Below are 16,996 nucleotides of genomic sequence, written 5' to 3'. Positions count from 1 at the left end.
ACTTTCCGCAGATTTCCGAGATCTTGGCCTGGGCAAAGCCGCGCGCCAGATCCTGCAGGCCGCCGACGGAGGATATCAGCTCGCCGATGGGGCCGTTGATGCCGACCCGCAGGTCGGTGATATGGCAGGCGCCGACATCGACCGTCATTGAGGCGTCCAGCTCACCCTTGATCGTCGTCTTGATGACCCCATGCGACTTGCAGGCCATGTCGGCGGTGGCGTTGATCTGGACGCCTCCGTTCGGAGCGTCGCAGACGTCGAGCGACTTCACTTCGAACTTGTCCTTGTGATCGACACCCGGCAGCTTCTTGCACGGATCGGCCTCGTTCACCGATTTCTCGATCTGGGGGCCGAACTTGCTCTGCAGCAGCGACCAGCACGAGCCGGGCGCGGCTTCCGCCGGCGTTGCCGCGATGGGTAGTGGCGAGAGCGGCAAGACGACGGCCGCGGCAAGCAGAGCCATGCGAAGCGGCAGGGGTAAGACGGGGGGCACGAGATATTTCAGGTTCACGGTGATCTATCCTCGCAGCGGAAGAAGCGGCAAATCGGGCCTGGCGTGGCGCTACTCTTCCATCTCTTTCCGCACCAAGGCAATCCCCCACGCCGTGCTGATAAACCCTATGGGTTTACGCGGACGATCAATTCTTGACGACCATCGTGTCGCAGTAGCGGTCGTAAAAGGTCTGGCCACGCCACACGATCAATGGAAAGAGCCACCATATGAGCGCGAACACCAAGAGAAGCGGCGCCAACGCCCCGGTCACGGCCAAGAAGCCGCTGGCGCTGAAAAGATTTATGTCTCGCGCCTGCTGGATCATCTCTTCGATCGGAGGCGAATACAGGCGCGACAGGAACAGGCTGGCCAGATTGAAGATTGCCAGCAGCATCAATGGCAGAAACTTCAGCATTTCGCGCTTGGCGGCGAGCCCGAAGGGTAGGGCGCCGTTTTCAACCGTCGTTACCCGCAGCGATGTCACCCGCTTGCCTGGCGTCCGCCTGCCGCCTGCCGAGCAATAGGCGAAGGCGAACGGAAGGAGCAGCAGCACGACGCTGGAACTCGGCCTCTCGGTTATATTCGGATCGATCGGATTGCCGTTGCCGTCGACCGGCACGGAAAAAACACGCTTCACCGTGGTCGATCCCTGCTGCGAGACAACGGCGGAAACGAAGACGGTGTATCCCTTGCTGCCCAGCCAGGATATGCGACACAGCTGATTGCTTCTCGTCTCGCCGGGCTGCAGAGGCCATTCGGCCTCTACCTTCGGAATGAGTGGCCCCACCGTGGTCTCCTCGCATTGCTGCTCGCGAAGGAACGGCAAGGTCAGGTCCCACGACGTCACCGCCGATATCGCGAGAAACAGGAGTACGAAAGCGATCTGGAAGATGACGATATCGATCGCATAGGCACCGAGCCTCCTCCAGAAATGGCGAGGCGGAAGGGAAGCCATCTGGCGGTCGGATGCGGCAAAACTCATAAATTCCCCCAATTCAATGCGCTTTGCGGCAATCAGGCATAGGCTTTACTGACTTCAAGGTGCAGGAATTAGCACGCTTTGCAGCGATTCGCGGGGAGAACGACACGATGCGAGCGGCGATCGACCTGCCCGGTTAGCTCATATCGGGATGCTTTGTTCGCTCGGGCGTTCATTCTCGTCGGCGTTGCCCTCATAACCCAAGCGCTTTGCCTTGCGGAACCATTCCAGCGCCTTGGCGGAATCCGACGCTACGCCGTCGCCGTCGCGGTACATCATGCCGAGATTGTGGGCGGCATCGGCATAGCGATGCGCCGCCGCCCGCTCGAACCAGTAGATCGCCTGAGGGCCGTTCTTGGCGGCGCCTTCGCCGTCGCGGAACATGACGCCGAGATTGTATTCGGCTTCGACATCGTTCTGCGCCGCGGCCTTGAGGAACCATGCGATGGCCTGGCCGTCGTCCTGTTTTACCCCGTCGCCATCGGCGTACATCGCGCCGACGTTGAACTGCGCGCTGGGATCGCCCTGATCGGCCGCTTTTTTGAACCAGGAAAGGGCTGTCGCGCCGTCCTTGTCGACACCCTCGCCATCGCGATACATGATGCCGAGATTGTACTGTGCCTCGACCTTACCCTGCCCGGCGGCCTTGAGGTACCACATTACGGCCTTGCGCTTGTCCTTGTCGGTGCCGTCGCCCTGGTCGTACATGGTGCCGACATTGAACTGCGCATCCATATCGCCCTGCTGGGCGGCCTTGCTGTACCAGGCAAAAGCCTGCGGCTTGTCCTTGAGAACGCCTTCGCCGGTGTCGTAGACGACGCCGAGATTGTATTGCGCATTGAGGTAGCCTTGCGCAGCCGCCTTCTTGTACCAGAGAACGGCCTGGCTCTTGTCGGCGGTGACGCCTTCACCCTGATCGTACATCGTGCCGACATTGAACTGCGCTTCGGCATTGCCCTGATCGGCGGCCTTCTTGTACCAGCTGAGCGCCAATGTGTAGTTTTTCTCGACACCGCTACCTTGCTCGTACATTTGCCCGAGTTTCAGCTGGGCCGCGACGTTGCCCTTGTTTGCCAAGGGGCGCCAGTAGTCCGCGCCGGTCTTGAAATCTCCACGATCGTAGCTGTTCCGCCCGACATCGGCATGCGCCGTCACCATCGACGCCAGCGCGAAGAGCAAACCCACGGCCCCCTGCTTCCAATTCACGATCTACCCCTCAGTCGAAAATCCGTTCCGTCAAGATGGCAAGCTCCCGCGACCGTCAGGGCAAGAGCGCCATCAGCAAGTGAAATATGATCCAGCCCGTCATGTCGCCGGCGCCCTTCTTTTCGGCAGCTCCCTGTCCCAATGGCCCGAGATCCTTGATCGGACCCTCGCCATTGGCTTCCATGTAGCCGAGGCCGTGCCGCGCTTCCGGCAATCCTTTCGCCGCCGCCTTGTTGAACCAATCCGCGGCAATTGTGGAGTCCTTCGGCACGCCATAGCCGTTATAATACATATATCCAAGACCGTATTGCGCACGGGCGTCGCCCTGGCCGGCAGCCTTGCGAAACAGGTTGGCGGCCTGTCCGTAGTCCTTGGTTAACCCGGCCCCCTGATAATAAAGATAGGCGAGGGCGTACTGACCCTGTGCGTTGTTCTGGTCAGCCGCCTTGCGATACCAGATCGCCGCTGCTGCCTTGTCCGGCTTTGTCCCCTGGCCGTTGTCATACAGGTAGCCCAGGGCGTATTGCGCATCCGCATGCCCCTGGCTTGCAGCCTTCCCGTACCATTCGAACGCCTTGCCATAATCCTTCGCGACGCCGCGACCGCCCGCATACATGTAGGCGAGGGCGTATTCGCCTTGCGCGTCGCCCTGTGCGGCGGCCCTGCGATACCACTTCACCGCACTTTCGTCGTCGACCTTGACGCCCTGGCCGTTGGCATAGAGATAGCCGATGGCATATTGGGCCTCGGAGCGTCCCTGGTCGGCAGCCTTGCGATACCATTGAAGCGCCTGCCTGTAGTCCCGGGCAACACCCGTTCCGTTCGCAAGACTATAGCCGACGGCATATTGCGCATCGGCGCGGCCTCCTTCGGCTGCCTTCATGTACCAGGAATAGGCTTCGGCATCGTCCTGCTCGACACCCCTGCCGTTGGCATAGGAGTAACCGACGGCATACTGACCCTGCGCACTTCCCTGATCGCCCGCTCTTTTATACCAGGCGACGGCCTGTTTCTGATCCTCTTCCGTGCCTTGGCCGTTGTCATACATGTAGCCGACGGCGTATTGGGCGTCGGTACGGCCCTGATCGGCGGCCTTGCGGTACCAGTCGAGCGCGACGGCCTTGTCCTCATGGATACCGAGGCCGTTTGCATACATATAGCCGAGCGCATATTGGGCCTGCGCCTGGCCCTGGGCAGCGGATTTCCGGTACCAGGTGACGGCGTCTTCTTTATCGACATCCATACCCCGGCCATTGGCGTAGGAGTAGCCGATGGCATATTGAGCATCGGCATTGCCCCGCTGCGCCGCCCTCAGATACCAGTCGTTCGCCTGTTTCAGGTCGACATCGACGCCGCGGCCGCTGGCATACATATAGGCCAGCGCATATTGCGCCTGCGCGTTGCCCTGATCGGCCGATTTCCGATACCAATCGACCGCTTGGGCATCGTCCTGTTCCACGCCCTGGCCGTTGGCATAGCGATAGCCGAGACCGTACTGCGCAGCCGAATTGCCCTGATTTGCGAATTCCACCCAGTATTTCAGGTCGATTGTGGTATTGGCCGGCCCCGGAGCGGGATCTTCGGCATAGGCAAGCCAAGGCAATGAAAGAGCGAGCGCCAATCCCAATGCATAGCTCTTTGTCTTCAAGGCTTGAGTCCCCACCAATGTCCCAGACGGCAATCGATCTGAACAGTATGGCGATGTCTTGGTCAAGGATCGTGGAGCATCGAAATGGCAGTCGTTTTCCGCCAAGCGCAATGCGAACCTTATCCCGGAAGCACGTCGTAGAGACGAAAGATCCAGGTGATCTGATAGATCAGCCCGACGATTACGAATGCCGCCTGGAAACGCCGGTTGGCGGTGATCGCGGCAATGATGCATAGGACGACGTAAACGACATTGCGTATTGGATATTCCCAACCGAGGGAGTGGAAATAGGCTTCGCCCTTCAGCAATGTGTCGATGAGATCGACGGTATAGGTCACCGCAAGCAGGCCGAAAAACCAGCGGCGACGGGAGATGAAATATTCCTCGAAGCCGCCGTAATCCTCGACCGATGGCGGATTCAGCAAGACGCAGAGGAAATAGAAGAGGCAGCAGAAGCAGATGAGAAAGAGGTAGACGCCGAAATTGATCTGCGCGACGGATTGCAGCCGGTATTCCCACCACCAGAAATGGATGATGAACAGGAACATCGACAATACCCAGCCGATATGGACGAGATAGATCTTGTTCTTGCCGGGCGCCTGAACGAAGCCGGCAAGTCTCGTCAGAAGCTGGGCGAGCGAGAGGCCGATCACCATGCTCATGACCGTCCGGATATAGACGTAGACTTCTGGCGTATGTGCTGAGCCCATAACGTCAGCTCTCCTCTGGTACGGCCTTCGGCGCTCCATTCTCGTCAAGCGCGACCATGATAAATGTTGCGGCAGTGACTTTTTCCAAGGCGTTGAAGCGCGCCCGGTGGGCCCAGGCTTCGACATTCAGCGTGATCGAGGTGCGTCCGACGCGGTCGATGTCGGTGAAGACGCTGAGCGTATCGCCGATCTTGACCGGCAGCTCGAAAGCCATCTCCTTCACGGCCGCCGTGACCACGCGTCCACGCGCGCGCTCGGCCGCGCGGATGCCGCTCGCCAAGTCCATCTGCGCCATGACCCAGCCGCCGAAGATATCGCCGGCAGGATTGGCGTCGGCAGGCATGGCAAGCGTGCGCAATGTCAGCTCGCCTCTCGGTTTGACGCTGTCGTTCATTCATCTGCTCCTGTTTCTCGGCTCGATTCCACGTTTCAACCTATGCAATCCAGGCGTGATGGAAAAGACAATGTTGATGTTTCTGCTTCGAACTTCCGTAGGCCGGAGGACATGTTCCGTACCGTTTCGTCGCCTCGCGGCGTCAGGCTGAAACGCGCCGACCGGCGGCGGTAAGCTTTCATTCACCCTTCCCATTTAGGATTTGTAATCGTTACCGACCGTGGCTGGGGCAGCGGATCAGGAGTATGACCATTTTACCCATTCTACGGCGGGTCGCGCTGCCATTGCTATTGTCGTCGGCACTTGTCGCCTGCACGGCCGATAACCTCGTGCCGCCCTCCGGCATCGATAGTTCCTCTCGCGTCGGCTCCATCAAGCCGCATAAGAGCGTGCCGCAGCGGCAGTTCGCCTATCAAGGCGTGCAGGATCCCGTCGTTTCCGCCTCGAGCAACTATAAGAATGGTGGTCCCCTCCGTTCCGCCGGAACCGGTGAGGCTGTGACCACGTCCGATGTCGAAGTCGGTCTGGCACAGCAATCGAATGTTCCGTCGCAGGGCGTCAATATGGATGCCGAGCTTGGCGTCGGGCCGAGCGAGGAGGCGCAGTCTCCGTCGGTGGTCGGGCTGGCGCAGGAAGAGCAGCAGAATATCGCCGAAGGCTCATCCGATCAGCCTGTCGTCGACGGCATCGGCACCGACGCGCCGGTGCAGACCAACCGCTCTGCCCTTCAGCGGCCGGCCGCGCAGGCCGAACTCAACCAGTCGCGGATGCCGAGGCAGCAGCCGGGGACGCAGGTCGCCATGTTGCCGCGTATCGAAAACCCGGTGCCGCGTCTCGATCAACAGTTCGAGGCGCCGCAATCGACACCCGGCATGATGCCGCCTTCGGAAATTGCCTGCCGTCAGGAACTCCGGCGCATGGGCGTCATCTACACGGATAAGCCGGCGATTTCGAACGGTCCCTCATGCCAGGTTCCCTATCCGGTCTCGCTCAGCGGTCTCTCGGGCAACATCGCCGTCAGGCCCGCCGTCACATTGAATTGCCAGGTGACGCTCGCTTTTGCCAAATGGGTGAAGAACGAACTCGCGCCGGCGGCACGCACGCGCTATTGGACCGGTATCGGCACGATCGTGCCGCTCGGCGGCTATTCCTGCCGGCGGATGAACAATAGCCGGCAGCGCTACAATCCGATGTCGGAACATGCCCATGGCAACGCGATCGATGTCGGCACCTTCGTTCTGAAGAACGGCCATGTGATCGACGTGCGCAGGAAGGGGCTCTTCTCCTTCCGGGAAGGGCGGCTGCTGAAAGCCGTGCGTACCGACAGCTGCCGCTACTTCGATACGGTGCTCGGGCCGGGCAGCAATCCGGAACATTGGAACCATTTCCACTTCGATCTCCGGGACCGACAGGGCGGCCGGCGCTATTGCAGCCTCTGATAGGCGTTTCGTGGGGGCAACATCCACACTTGCCGAACAGGGAAGCTGATTTACCTATCGGGGGAATCGCGCTTGGTTGCGAGATCCGAGGGCAGGAGAGGGTTTCATGGAAGAAGCACCAAGACGAAAGAGAAGCTTGGGAAGGGCGCTCGTTGCCGCGCTGATTGCCATCGTCATTGTCATTGGCGGCCGCTGGTACGCCTATGTTGCTTATGCCGACGATCCGTTCGACGAAGTGGGCATCGGCCTTAATTCAATAATGCCCGGTCCCATCCGCGACAAGGGCTGCGAAATGCTGAAGGCTCGCTTCGAGCACAGGACGCTTCCTCCGGCCGGCTGCGGTGTCAACGGCAACTGGTGATATCGGTTTTCCCGATCATAAGCCGGCAAAAAAGAAAAAAGCCGGCTGATGCCGGCTTGAGCGGTGCATGGCAACGACGGGGGATCCTTGCCTGCTCCAGAAAAGAACTTCATGTTGCAATGATGCATGCAATATGGATACGAGGGCAATAAATCGGCTAGTACAGCAGGCGCTGACGTGTCGCCAAGAGGCATTGGGCGGAGTTGCGACAAACGTTGCTCACCTAAGGAGCTATATGCCCGATGAAGGTCACGATTTGATGACAGCTTATTTGGCTTAGGCGAACGCTGTGTTTCACCACCGTGGGATGGTAAAAGCTCAGAACCGGCTATATAGCGGGCAAACGCTGCGAAATTCATCACAAAGCCGGACTTTGCCTCACTATGGCTCCGATCATTTCCATCCGCAATCTTACCAAAACATACTCCAACGGGTTCCAGGCGCTGAAAGGCGTCAACCTCGATATCGAGCAAGGTGAAATCCTGGCCTTGCTCGGGCCGAACGGCGCGGGCAAGACGACGTTGATTTCCATCGTCTGCGGGATCGCCAATCCGAGCAGCGGTACGGTGACGGTCGGCGGTCATGACGTCGTGCGCGATTTCCGCGCCACGCGCAGCATGATCGGCCTCGTGCCGCAGGAGCTGACGACCGATCAGTTCGAAACCGTCTGGAATACCGTGAGTTTTTCGCGCGGACTTCATGGGAGGAAGCCGAATCCCGAGCATATCGAGAGGATATTGCGGGATCTTTCGCTGTGGGAGAAGAAGGACAATATGCTTCGCCAGCTTTCCGGTGGCATGAAGCGGCGCGTGCTGATCGCCAAGGCACTTTCGCACGAACCGGAGATCCTTTTCCTCGACGAGCCGACGGCCGGCGTCGACGTGACGTTGCGCAAGGACATGTGGCATGTGGTCGAGCGCCTGCGTGCTTCCGGCGTTACGATCATCCTGACGACGCATTATATCGAAGAGGCCGAAGAGGCGGCGGATCGTGTCGGCGTCATCAATGGCGGCGAATTGCTGCTGGTGGAGGAGAAAAAGGCGCTCATGGCCAAGCTCGGCCGCAAGCAGCTTATCCTCGATCTCAACGAGCCGCTGGATGCCGTTCCTGACCGTCTCGACGGCAACGGGCTTTCGCTCGGACCGAATGGCCTGACGCTGGTCTATGATTTCGATGCGCAGCACGAACAGTCCAGCATCGCGGCTCTGCTGTCGAAACTGGCGGCCGAGGGGATTCATTTCAAGGACCTCTCGACGCGCCAGAGTTCGCTTGAGGATATTTTCGTATCGCTGGTGGGAGCAGGCAAATGAACTTCGAAGCGGTCAAGTCCATCTACGCTTTCGAAATGGCCCGCACGCGCCGTACGCTGCTACAGAGCGTCGTGTCGCCGGTCATTTCCACGTCACTCTATTTCATCGTCTTCGGCGCTGCGATCGGATCGCGCATCAATCTGGTCGAGGGCGTGTCCTATGGGGCGTTCATCACACCCGGTCTGATCATGCTGACCCTGCTCGGCCAGTGCATCAGCAACGGCTCCTTCGGCATCTATTTCCCGAAATTCACCGGCACGATCTATGAGGTGCTGTCGGCGCCTGTCGCCATGGCCGAGATCGTTCTCGGATATGTCGGCGCGGCGGCGACGAAGGGCATGTTCATCGGTCTGATCATCCTCGCCACGGCAAGTTTCTTCGTCGATATCAGGATCGAGCATCCGTTCATGATGATCCTGTTCTTCGTACTCACGGCCGTGACCTTCAGCCTGTTCGGTTTCATGATCGGCATATGGGCGGGGAATTTCGAGCAGCTGAATTTGATCCCGATGCTGGTCGTGCCGCCGCTGACTTTCCTCGGCGGCAGCTTCTATTCGATCAACATGCTGCCGCCTTTCTGGCAGGCGGCCAGCCATCTCAATCCGGTCCTCTATCTCGTCAGCGGTTTCCGCTGGAGCTTCTATGGCATCGCCGACGTCAATCCGGTGCTGAGCCTTGCCATGATCACGCTTTTCCTTGTCATCTGTCTGGTGATCCTCGGATGGATTTTCCGGACTGGTTATCGGTTGCGGAGCTGACGGCGGAGCCTTTTAGCGTGGCCGCGCGGAGTCCATGGCCTGACTTGACGTAGCGAGGCGGTCGGGCGTCCATAGTCTGACATTAATTAGTCTGAAATTCTGCCGAAGGTATTCAATGCCGCAATTCCATCCGAGCCAGTCGCTATCCCAAGCACTTTCCCGGCTCGATCAGCTGACCAATTGGGAGCGCAAGCCGCGCGGAGAGATGCGCGTCGGTCTCGAGCCCATGCTCGACCTGATGCAGCGATTGGGTAATCCTCATCAGAGCTTTCGCGCCATCCATGTCGCGGGCACCAAAGGCAAGGGATCGGTCTCGGCACTTGTCGAGGCCGGATTGCTGCGGGCCGGCTGGAAGGTCGGCCGTTATGCGTCACCGCATGTCGACCATGTGAACGAGCGTATCAGCGTTCTGGGCCAGGAGGTCGAGGACGATGCGCTGGCAAGGGCGATCACGCAGGTTCTCGACAGCTATGAGAGCGCGAAGCAGGCAGCGACGGCTGGCGAAGACGCCACCTGGTTCGATGTGATAACGGCCGCTGCTTTCGTCGTGTTCAGAGATGCTGGCTTGAGCTGGGTCGTGGTCGAAGTCGGGCTCGGCGGCAGGCTGGACTCGACGAATGTGGTCTTCGGCGAAGTGGCTGTCGTCACCAACATCGGGCTCGAGCATACGGAAATTCTTGGGGTCACGCGCGAGGCGATTGCGCGGGAGAAGGTCGGCATATTGAAGCCTGGCGCGATACTCGTCACCACGCTCGCCGCCGATGATGCCGCAGGGCAGGTCTTGCAGCAGCGTGCCGATGAACTCGGCTGCGGTGTGCTTCGGACTGAAATTCCCGAGGATGCGACGATCGTGGAAACCAATCTCGCGCTGGTCGGCCTGGTATTCGATCACCTGGGTCGGCAAGGCGAGGGCGTGCGAGAAGGAAGCGAAAAGGGGCAGCTGATCGGTGCTTGGTTGCTTGAACCTGCCGTGATCGAAAAGGCACGTCTGCCGGGGCGGATGGAGCGCTTCGACTTTGCACGGCCGCCTGCATTGGCAAAGGGACGGCAAACCCTGCCCATAATCATGGACGGCGCGCATGTGCCGTTCAACATCGAGGCCGTGCTGCGCGATATCGCGCGCTCCTCCTCCGTTGGCGGCGGTTGCATTGCTATCGTCGCGCTGGCGTCGGACAAGGATGCGCACGGCTTTGTGGAGGTACTTTCCCGTTATGCCGTCTATGCGGTCTTTACGGAGGCATCCGGATCCGGCCGTGGGCATGCGGCAAGCGAGCTGGAAGCGCTCGGCATATCCATGGGCATGGCCTGCGAAGCCGAGCCGGACCCGCAACAGGCGCTCAATCGCGCCGTAGCGAAAGCCGCGGAACGCGGCGGCTGGATTCTGGTGACCGGCTCGCTCTATCTTGTCGGCGCCCTGCGCGGCACGGTCTTGGGGAGTGTCGGGTGACTTGTCTGTCCTGATCTGATTGTCCCATGCAAGCGGATCGGGACCGATTTCATCCGGCCGCGACCCGCTTGCGCGGCGCGATGGTCATGGCCATGACGCCTGCCACGACGCAGACGAGACCGATTGCTGCCGTCGGAGACAAAGGCTCGCCGAGGAAGGCCACGCCGATGCCGACGCCGATCGGGACGCGCAGATAGGCCTGCGCTGTCGTGCCGACCGAGCCGAGTGTCTGGATGAGCCGGAAGTAGATGCTGAAGGCAAGCGCAGTGGAGACGACCGAAAGGCCGAGCAGGGCCAGGATCGAGGCTACCGACGGCGCGATCTGCCAGGGATGCTCGACAACCAGGCTGGCGGGAATGAGAAGAGCCGCACCGCAGAGCAGCGAGCCGGCGGCCGGCATCATCGGATCCAGCCCCTTGAAATTGCGCCCGAACAGGGCGGCGCAGGCATAGCAGATCGATGCCGCGACGACGGCGAGCTGTGCCGGTAGCTGGCGGCCCACGCCATGCAGCGCATCGAGGCCGATGATCAGGCAAATGCCCGCCATGCCGGCAACCACGCCGAAAAGCTTGCGTCCCGTCAGCGGCTCGCTGCGCAGCAGAAAGGCGGCGATCAGGAAGGCGAAAATGGGCGTCGTGGAATTCAATATGGTCGCGAGGCCGGCATCGACGGTCTGTTCCGCCCAGGCGATCAACGTGAAGGGAATGGCGCTGTTGAGGCAGGATTGAATGAGAAAGCGCTTCCAGGTGGCTGCGTCTTTCGGCAGGCTCAGGCCGCGCCAGCGAATAATAGCAAGCAGAACGAGACCGGCTATCAAGGTGCGGGCGGCGATCAGCGTGATTGGCGGAATGGTCGCCACGCCGACGCGGATGAAAGTGTAAGAGGCGCCCCAGCAGGTCGCGAGAGCGAGAAGAAGCAGCAGTTCCGTCGTTATATTTGGTCTGGCTGATGTCATGGGTGTTTCACTCGTCATACGGGGGTCGATCTGCCGTCTTTTAGAGTGAAGAGACCAATGAATATTTCGATCCCGGCCGAACTATCGAATTCTGCCGGTCGTTTTGTTCAGTCGCGAAGTCGAAGTTCGTCGGTCTGCATCTGCATCGATCCCAATGTTTCGAGAAAACTCATGCCGAGCAGGCTCTGGTCCAGCTTGCCCGCTTCGGCCACGCTCGCCTCGACATCCCTGCGCTTGATGGGGCCGATGGCGACGGAGCCGAGCTCCACGGGGGCGGCCATGGCGCGGCCGTTGGCCGTCAATACGGACATCGAATAGGTGAGGTTTTCCGGAATGATGCCGACACGCTCGGCGTCTTCCTGCGACAGCGCGATGGTGCTGGCTCCGGTGTCGATCAGCATGTCGATCGGCTGGCCGTTGATCATGACCCGGGCTTCGAAATGCCCGTTCGAACGCTTATGGAGGATCACCTCCTGGCCGCCTTCGCTCGTCGTGACGACGACGGCATGGCCGGGCATCAGGCCGGCGAAGACGCGATTTCCAACCTGTTCGGCATCGCGGCGATAGATATAGGCGGTCGCGAGCACCATGATGATGAGGAGCCAGACCAGGAGATTGCGGACCGACTGACTGACGGTATGGCGGCTCGCCCAGACGGCGGCGCTCATCATCAGGGCAATCGGCAGAAGATAGACGACGCGAGCGAAGTCGTCATTGCGCATGCCAAAGGTGGTGCCGGTATTGCTGTTGAAGATGAGCAGGGCAAGGCCGATGCCGAGAACGGCGAGAACGATGTTCAGGCGGTTCATACGGCACCGCGCTCCCGTGCCATCCTTTGGCGGCGGGTTTCCCTGCGCGGCTTGCGCTCGACCTGCGTCAGGCGCTCCGGAAGCGCTTCCATGATCTGGCGACGTTCGTCATCGCTATAGTTCATCCACGCGCCGATTTCCGCCGATGTGCGGCCGCAACCGAAACAATAGCCGGTCACTTGGTCGATGGAGCAGACAAGGATGCAAGGTGTCAGCATGGGATCATATATCGATGCTTCAAACGCACATGGCAAGAGTACAGAGGGAGGCGATCTCGCAAATCTGCTGGGTCGCGCCGATCGTGTCGCCGGTGTGGCCGGACAGTTTTTGCCGCATGTATCTTGTGACGAAAAATGTTGCGGCGCTGGTCGCAAGAAGGCAGGCAACGAGTGCTGGAACACCAAGCGTGGGGCCGATGAGGAGCGCGGCGAGGCTGAGTGCGGTGATCAACGCCAGTTGCATGGCATCGCCATCCGGCTTGCCCGCCGACGCCGCTATTCCATCCGGTTTGGCGGGCGGCAGGGCATACCAGTGCCAAACCATGGCACCGCGGCTCAAGGCGGCGCTTGCGAGAATGGCGATGGCGGCTTCAGACGGCGGAAGGTGGCGGGCGAGAGCGGCAAGAGCCGCGGCGCGCAGTCCGAAAGACAGGATCAGCGCCGCCGCGCCATAGGTGCCGATGCGGCTGTCCTTCATGATTTCGAGCGCGCGTTCGCGATCCTTGCCGCCTCCAATTCCGTCGGCGGCGTCGCTGAGCCCATCCTCATGAAGAGCGCCGGTCGTGATCGTCTGCACGGTAAGCGCCAGTAGTGCCGCCATCAACGGATCGGCGTTGACGGCAAGCAGCGTCGCGAAGGTCAGAGCGGCAGGCAGGACGACCAGCAGGCCGGCGAAGGGGAATGTGCGGGAAACGCGCGCAAGCTTGCCGTCATAGCCCTCGAAGAAGGACCCCGGCACGGGAATACGGCTCAGGAAAGCGACCCCGCGCGCGATGTCGCGCATGTATTCCCGCATTTCTTCCTCTCCCCGCCATGCGCGCGACAGCATCGGGCGCTTTTTGGAGTTGTTCACGCCGATTCCGAAGACTAATAGAGTCGCACGCAAAGAACCCGATTTGAGACCAAAAGACAAGGAACGCATTCATGAGCGTCAGCGGCCTCCCATTCGACGATTTCCGTGCATTGCTGCGCGACCTTCCGGGGCCGGATGCCCGGGCACTCGTGGCAGCGCGCGAGCGCGATGCGCAGCTCACAAAACCGCCGGGCGCGCTCGGAAGGCTCGAGGAAATCGCCTTCTGGCTCGCCGCCTGGACCGGCCGTCCTCCGGCCGTGACCCGGCCCCTGGTTGCGATCTTTGCTGGCAATCACGGTGTCACCAAGCAGGGAATTACGCCGTTTCCGCCTTCAGTGACCCAGCAGATGGTGGAAAATTTCGCGGCCGGCGGTGCGGCCATCAACCAGATCTGCGTCGCCTATGACCTCGGCCTCAAGGTCTTCGATCTGGCGCTCGATTTTCCGACTGCTGATATCACCGAACAGCCGGCGCTGAGCGAGCGTGATTGCGCCGCGACCATGGCCTTCGGCATGGAGGCGATTGCCGGCGGCACGGATCTGCTCTGCATCGGCGAAATGGGCATCGGCAACACCACGATCGCCGCAGCCATCCATTATGCGCTTTATGGCGGCAAGGCGGAGGACTGGGTCGGCCCAGGCACCGGTTCCGAAGGCGAGATGCTGAGGCGCAAGATCGCAGCCGTCGAGAAGGCGGTGGCGCTCCATCGCGACCATCTTTCCGATCCGCTGGAGATCCTGCGCCGTCTCGGCGGCCGCGAGATCGCCGCCATGGCCGGCGCCATCCTTGCCGCCCGCATGGAACGCATCCCCGTCATCATCGATGGTTATGTCGCGACGGCCGCCGCCTCCATTCTCAAGGCGGCCAATCCCTCGGCGCTCGATCACTGCCTGATCGGTCACGTTTCGGCTGAGCCGGGGCATCTGCGTTCCATCGAGAAGCTCGGCAAGACGCCGCTTCTGGCACTTGGCATGCGGCTTGGCGAAGGAACGGGGGCGGCGCTGGCTGCCGGCATCGTCAAGGCCGCGGCTGCCTGTCATTCAGGCATGGCGACATTCGAGAGCGCCGGCGTTACAAACAAGCATTGAAAGTCGGGCAAGCATTGAAAATCGCGGCGGCGAGGCGTTGAAATAAGCGTTTCGCCGCTAAATTTCCTGTAGACGATCGGTTTTTCGTCATAAATCTGTAATGAATTTTGAGCCGCCGGGGATGCGTCGCCTTGCTTCGCTCACGGTGAGGCGGTATTCGCAAAGCATCCAGATTGCAAACCGGGACATTACGGGCGGAACGCGAATGGCTGAGTTTTCAAAGCAGACGGTCACCAAGGAGACGGGGGTTCGGCACTTTTTCGCCGCCGCCGGCTATTCCTGGGGTGGTTTTCAGCGGCTGCTGCGGGAATCTGCCTTCCGGCAGGAGCTCCTCTTTGCGGCTGTTTCGTTGGTCCTGTTGATCGCCGTAGGCGCGACGATCGGCGAAATCGTCATCGGCGTGGTGCTCTTTCTCGGCGTTTTCGCAATCGAAGCCATGAACACGGCGGTGGAAGAGGTCATCGACCGGATTTCGCCGGAGATTTCCAATGTCGGCAAGCATGCCAAGGATCTCGGATCGTTTGCCGTTCTCTGCATGCTGGTCGCTTCCGGTATCTACCTGCTTTACGTCATCGGCAGCCATCTGCTTTTCCGCTGAAACAAGTTGCGAATTTGCTAAGTGGTTTTGCTATAACGACATGCGCAAAATCGAAGGCCTGAAGCGCGAGACGTGCCCTCAGGCAAAGCTCTTCTTGCGGCGCTCGACGAGAGGGGCGTCTTCGACCGCCGGCAGGCTTTGCAGCACGCGCTTGGCCGGCAAGATGGCGATGACCTCTGTGCCTTCCCGAAGCTTGGATTTCAGCACGAACTGACCGTCATGCTTGGCAAGAATGGCTTGCACGATCGGCAGGCCAAGGCCCGTGCCTTGCTCGGCGCTCTTGATGGCGATGGAGCCTTGCCCGAAGGCGGAAAGCACGACCGGTATCTCTTCCTCGGGAATGCCCGGTCCGTTGTCCTTGATCGCCACATATTCGCCGCCGCCTGCCGTCCAGCCGACCTTGACGGCAATCTCGCCGCCTTGCGGCGTGAATTTCACCGCGTTCGACAATAGATTGAGGATCACCTGGCGCAACGACTTCTCATCGGCCCAGACGGAGGGCAGCTGCGCTTCGAATTGCGAGGAGATCGAAATGTTCTTGCCGCGGGCACGCAGCTGCACCATGCCGATGCAATCCTCGGCGATATCGAGGAGGGAAATCGCTTCCTCGTTTAATTCGTATTTGCCGGCCTCGATGCGCGAGAGGTCGAGGATTTCGTTGATGAGGTTGAGCAGATGCTGTCCCGAGCGATGGATATCGGTGGTGTATTCGCGATAGGTCGGGTTGTTCAATGGCCCCATGACTTCCGCGGACATGACTTCGGAAAAGCCGAGGATTGCATTCAGGGGCGTTCTAAGCTCGTGCGACATGGAGGCGAGGAAGCGCGATTTGGCGAGATTGGCTTCCTCGGCACGCCGGCGGGCCTCGTCCGACATCGATTTTGCCACTTCCAGCTCCGCGATCAGGTCATCCTTCTCCGATTGGAAGGAGAGAATCTTGAGGTTGGACTGATACATGCGGATGGTGATGAAGGTGAAGAACACGACGGCGACGGAGATGGCGGCGGTCAGCGCAATGTCCGATGGCTTTCGCGTGAGGATGGCGGTCACGACCAGCGCGACGGTGACCGGCGCAAAGGAGAAGGGTACGGCGCGCGGCAGCATGAAACTGGACATCGCCGTGATGCCGATTGCCACCAGCAGGGTCGCGCCCTTATAGAGTACGAAACTGTCGCCGCCGCAGGTCGAACAGCCCTGCATGGCAAAGATTGCCCAGCAGAGGCCCATCAGCAATTGCCCGAGCAAGAAGACCTGCCGCCATTTCCTGGCGCCTTCCGCCGAGATTTCCTGCTTTCGTGCCCTGCGGCCGAGCAGCATGTTGATCGCGTGTGCCGTCAGGATCGGGATGGTCCAGAAGAAGATCTGCGCGTCTCGCGTCAGGTAGACGCCGAGCACGGCGACGATGACGGCAAAGATCGGAACGACCGCGGCGCCCTGCAGCAGCGTATCGATATGCATGAGCATCATTTCGCGGTCGAAATTGCGGCTGTGGCCGTTCTGCAGGCGCTCGCGCGTCTGCCGCACGGCCTTCGACACAGCCCGGTTACGGTGACTGCGCGATCGGTCGACAATGTTTTTATCTGTCGATGTGCTGACGCCGGTGCTCATGGTTACATTGAAACTTGGCTTGCCTGAGACTACAGACTAGCGTCCAAACCTTAAGAAGATGCTGCGCCGAAATGATTTGTTTGCCATCTTCGCCAAGGATTTGTTCTTAAAGGAGGCAAGAA

At 60.3% G+C, this 16,996-nt stretch carries 18 protein-coding genes; 7 read left to right on the top strand and 11 right to left on the bottom strand.

From position 1 onward, the window contains the following. The 6 genes from ACPYOP_RS07070 to ACPYOP_RS07045 form a co-directional block, all read right to left on the bottom strand. The coding region (locus ACPYOP_RS07070; protein WP_481409674.1) for a hypothetical protein at positions 1–511 on the bottom strand (511 nt) is incomplete at its 3' end. Between the two features lie 127 nt (positions 512–638). Continuing rightward, on the bottom strand, positions 639–1,475 hold the full coding sequence (locus ACPYOP_RS07065; protein ID WP_481409673.1) for an RDD family protein: 837 nt from the start codon (positions 1,473–1,475) through the stop codon (positions 639–641). Between the two features lie 138 nt (positions 1,476–1,613). Next, positions 1,614–2,657 (bottom strand): SEL1-like repeat protein, encoded by a 1,044-nt coding sequence (locus ACPYOP_RS07060; protein WP_481409672.1) that lies wholly within the window; start codon positions 2,655–2,657, stop codon positions 1,614–1,616. 76 nt (positions 2,658–2,733) lie between these two features. Then, a complete protein-coding gene (locus ACPYOP_RS07055) occupies positions 2,734–4,326 on the bottom strand; it encodes an SEL1-like repeat protein (RefSeq protein WP_481409671.1) in 1,593 nt (530 codons plus the stop codon). A gap of 119 nt (positions 4,327–4,445) precedes the next feature. Next, positions 4,446–5,036 carry a hypothetical protein gene (locus tag ACPYOP_RS07050; protein ID WP_481409670.1) on the bottom strand — a complete coding sequence of 197 codons (591 nt, stop codon included), beginning with the start codon at positions 5,034–5,036 and terminating at the stop codon, positions 4,446–4,448. A gap of 4 nt (positions 5,037–5,040) precedes the next feature. After that, on the bottom strand, positions 5,041–5,430 hold the full coding sequence (locus ACPYOP_RS07045) for an acyl-CoA thioesterase (RefSeq protein ID WP_112344011.1): 390 nt from the start codon (positions 5,428–5,430) through the stop codon (positions 5,041–5,043). Positions 5,431–5,675: 245 nt separating this feature from the next. Here ACPYOP_RS07045 and ACPYOP_RS07040 point away from each other — a divergent pair, with 245 nt between their 5' ends. The 5 genes from ACPYOP_RS07040 (at position 5,676) to ACPYOP_RS07020 (ending at position 10,745) form a co-directional block, all read left to right on the top strand. Continuing rightward, the gene (locus tag ACPYOP_RS07040) at positions 5,676–6,869 is read left to right on the top strand and encodes an extensin-like domain-containing protein (RefSeq protein WP_481409669.1); all 1,194 of its coding nucleotides are present in this window, start codon (positions 5,676–5,678) and stop codon (positions 6,867–6,869) included. Between the two features lie 106 nt (positions 6,870–6,975). Then, on the top strand, positions 6,976–7,230 hold the full coding sequence (locus ACPYOP_RS07035; protein ID WP_481409668.1) for a hypothetical protein: 255 nt from the start codon (positions 6,976–6,978) through the stop codon (positions 7,228–7,230). A gap of 383 nt (positions 7,231–7,613) precedes the next feature. Next, positions 7,614–8,540 (top strand): ABC transporter ATP-binding protein, encoded by a 927-nt coding sequence (locus ACPYOP_RS07030; RefSeq protein WP_481409667.1) that lies wholly within the window; start codon positions 7,614–7,616, stop codon positions 8,538–8,540. Continuing rightward, positions 8,537–9,298: an ABC transporter permease gene (locus tag ACPYOP_RS07025; RefSeq protein WP_481409666.1), complete on the top strand. Its 762-nt coding sequence runs from the start codon at positions 8,537–8,539 to the stop codon at positions 9,296–9,298. The genes ACPYOP_RS07030 and ACPYOP_RS07025 overlap by 4 nt, the downstream gene beginning before the upstream one ends. 115 nt (positions 9,299–9,413) lie before the next feature. Beyond that, positions 9,414–10,745, top strand: a complete 1,332-nt coding sequence (locus ACPYOP_RS07020; protein WP_481409665.1) for a bifunctional folylpolyglutamate synthase/dihydrofolate synthase — start codon at positions 9,414–9,416, stop codon at positions 10,743–10,745. A gap of 49 nt (positions 10,746–10,794) precedes the next feature. On the opposite strand, the gene ACPYOP_RS07015 is transcribed toward ACPYOP_RS07020, so the two are convergent. From ACPYOP_RS07015 to ACPYOP_RS07000, 4 genes are all read right to left on the bottom strand, one after another. Beyond that, complete coding sequence (locus ACPYOP_RS07015; protein ID WP_481409664.1) at positions 10,795–11,700, bottom strand: DMT family transporter; 906 nt, start codon at positions 11,698–11,700, stop codon at positions 10,795–10,797. A 107-nt stretch (positions 11,701–11,807) separates the two neighbouring features. Further along, on the bottom strand, positions 11,808–12,509 hold the full coding sequence (locus tag ACPYOP_RS07010) for a retropepsin-like aspartic protease family protein (protein WP_481409663.1): 702 nt from the start codon (positions 12,507–12,509) through the stop codon (positions 11,808–11,810). After that, the gene (locus ACPYOP_RS07005) at positions 12,506–12,727 is read right to left on the bottom strand and encodes a DUF1289 domain-containing protein (RefSeq protein WP_481409662.1); all 222 of its coding nucleotides are present in this window, start codon (positions 12,725–12,727) and stop codon (positions 12,506–12,508) included. Before ACPYOP_RS07005 ends, ACPYOP_RS07010 begins: the two co-directional genes overlap by 4 nt. 19 nt (positions 12,728–12,746) lie before the next feature. Next, positions 12,747–13,556 (bottom strand): adenosylcobinamide-GDP ribazoletransferase, encoded by an 810-nt coding sequence (locus ACPYOP_RS07000; RefSeq protein ID WP_481409683.1) that lies wholly within the window; start codon positions 13,554–13,556, stop codon positions 12,747–12,749. A gap of 95 nt (positions 13,557–13,651) precedes the next feature. Here ACPYOP_RS07000 and cobT point away from each other — a divergent pair, with 95 nt between their 5' ends. Both cobT and ACPYOP_RS06990 read left to right on the top strand, forming a co-directional pair. Continuing rightward, the gene (gene cobT / locus ACPYOP_RS06995) at positions 13,652–14,668 is read left to right on the top strand and encodes a nicotinate-nucleotide--dimethylbenzimidazole phosphoribosyltransferase (RefSeq protein WP_481409661.1); all 1,017 of its coding nucleotides are present in this window, start codon (positions 13,652–13,654) and stop codon (positions 14,666–14,668) included. Positions 14,669–14,873: 205 nt separating this feature from the next. Next, positions 14,874–15,266 carry a diacylglycerol kinase gene (locus ACPYOP_RS06990; RefSeq protein WP_481409660.1) on the top strand — a complete coding sequence of 131 codons (393 nt, stop codon included), beginning with the start codon at positions 14,874–14,876 and terminating at the stop codon, positions 15,264–15,266. 78 nt (positions 15,267–15,344) lie between these two features. Here the strand turns inward: ACPYOP_RS06990 and ACPYOP_RS06985 are convergent, their stop codons facing one another. Next, positions 15,345–16,874 carry a sensor histidine kinase gene (locus ACPYOP_RS06985; protein WP_481409659.1) on the bottom strand — a complete coding sequence of 510 codons (1,530 nt, stop codon included), beginning with the start codon at positions 16,872–16,874 and terminating at the stop codon, positions 15,345–15,347. Positions 16,875–16,996 lie beyond the last annotated feature (122 nt).

This window comes from Rhizobium sp. KNZ2-6A (genome assembly GCF_056755475.1).
Note: the sequence above shows the minus strand (reverse complement) of the source record. Positions and strands in the feature narration are given on the sequence as shown.

What these genes read in the sequence shown, in the direction of transcription:
- ACPYOP_RS06985 (WP_481409659.1), bottom strand. Translation starts at nt 16,874, where the DNA reads ATGAGCACCGGCGTCAGCACATCGACAGATAAAAACATTGTCGACCGA.
- ACPYOP_RS07005 (WP_481409662.1), bottom strand. Translation starts at nt 12,727, where the DNA reads ATGCTGACACCTTGCATCCTTGTCTGCTCCATCGACCAAGTGACCGGC.
- ACPYOP_RS07045 (WP_112344011.1), bottom strand. Translation starts at nt 5,430, where the DNA reads ATGAACGACAGCGTCAAACCGAGAGGCGAGCTGACATTGCGCACGCTT.
- ACPYOP_RS07050 (WP_481409670.1), bottom strand. Translation starts at nt 5,036, where the DNA reads ATGGGCTCAGCACATACGCCAGAAGTCTACGTCTATATCCGGACGGTC.
- ACPYOP_RS07035 (WP_481409668.1), top strand. Translation starts at nt 6,976, where the DNA reads ATGGAAGAAGCACCAAGACGAAAGAGAAGCTTGGGAAGGGCGCTCGTT.
- ACPYOP_RS07030 (WP_481409667.1), top strand. Translation starts at nt 7,614, where the DNA reads ATGGCTCCGATCATTTCCATCCGCAATCTTACCAAAACATACTCCAAC.
- ACPYOP_RS07065 (WP_481409673.1), bottom strand. Translation starts at nt 1,475, where the DNA reads ATGAGTTTTGCCGCATCCGACCGCCAGATGGCTTCCCTTCCGCCTCGC.
- ACPYOP_RS07000 (WP_481409683.1), bottom strand. Translation starts at nt 13,556, where the DNA reads ATGCTGTCGCGCGCATGGCGGGGAGAGGAAGAAATGCGGGAATACATG.
- ACPYOP_RS07020 (WP_481409665.1), top strand. Translation starts at nt 9,414, where the DNA reads ATGCCGCAATTCCATCCGAGCCAGTCGCTATCCCAAGCACTTTCCCGG.
- ACPYOP_RS07010 (WP_481409663.1), bottom strand. Translation starts at nt 12,509, where the DNA reads ATGAACCGCCTGAACATCGTTCTCGCCGTTCTCGGCATCGGCCTTGCC.
- ACPYOP_RS06990 (WP_481409660.1), top strand. Translation starts at nt 14,874, where the DNA reads ATGGCTGAGTTTTCAAAGCAGACGGTCACCAAGGAGACGGGGGTTCGG.
- ACPYOP_RS07040 (WP_481409669.1), top strand. Translation starts at nt 5,676, where the DNA reads ATGACCATTTTACCCATTCTACGGCGGGTCGCGCTGCCATTGCTATTG.
- ACPYOP_RS07015 (WP_481409664.1), bottom strand. Translation starts at nt 11,700, where the DNA reads ATGACATCAGCCAGACCAAATATAACGACGGAACTGCTGCTTCTTCTC.
- ACPYOP_RS07025 (WP_481409666.1), top strand. Translation starts at nt 8,537, where the DNA reads ATGAACTTCGAAGCGGTCAAGTCCATCTACGCTTTCGAAATGGCCCGC.
- cobT (WP_481409661.1), top strand. Translation starts at nt 13,652, where the DNA reads ATGAGCGTCAGCGGCCTCCCATTCGACGATTTCCGTGCATTGCTGCGC.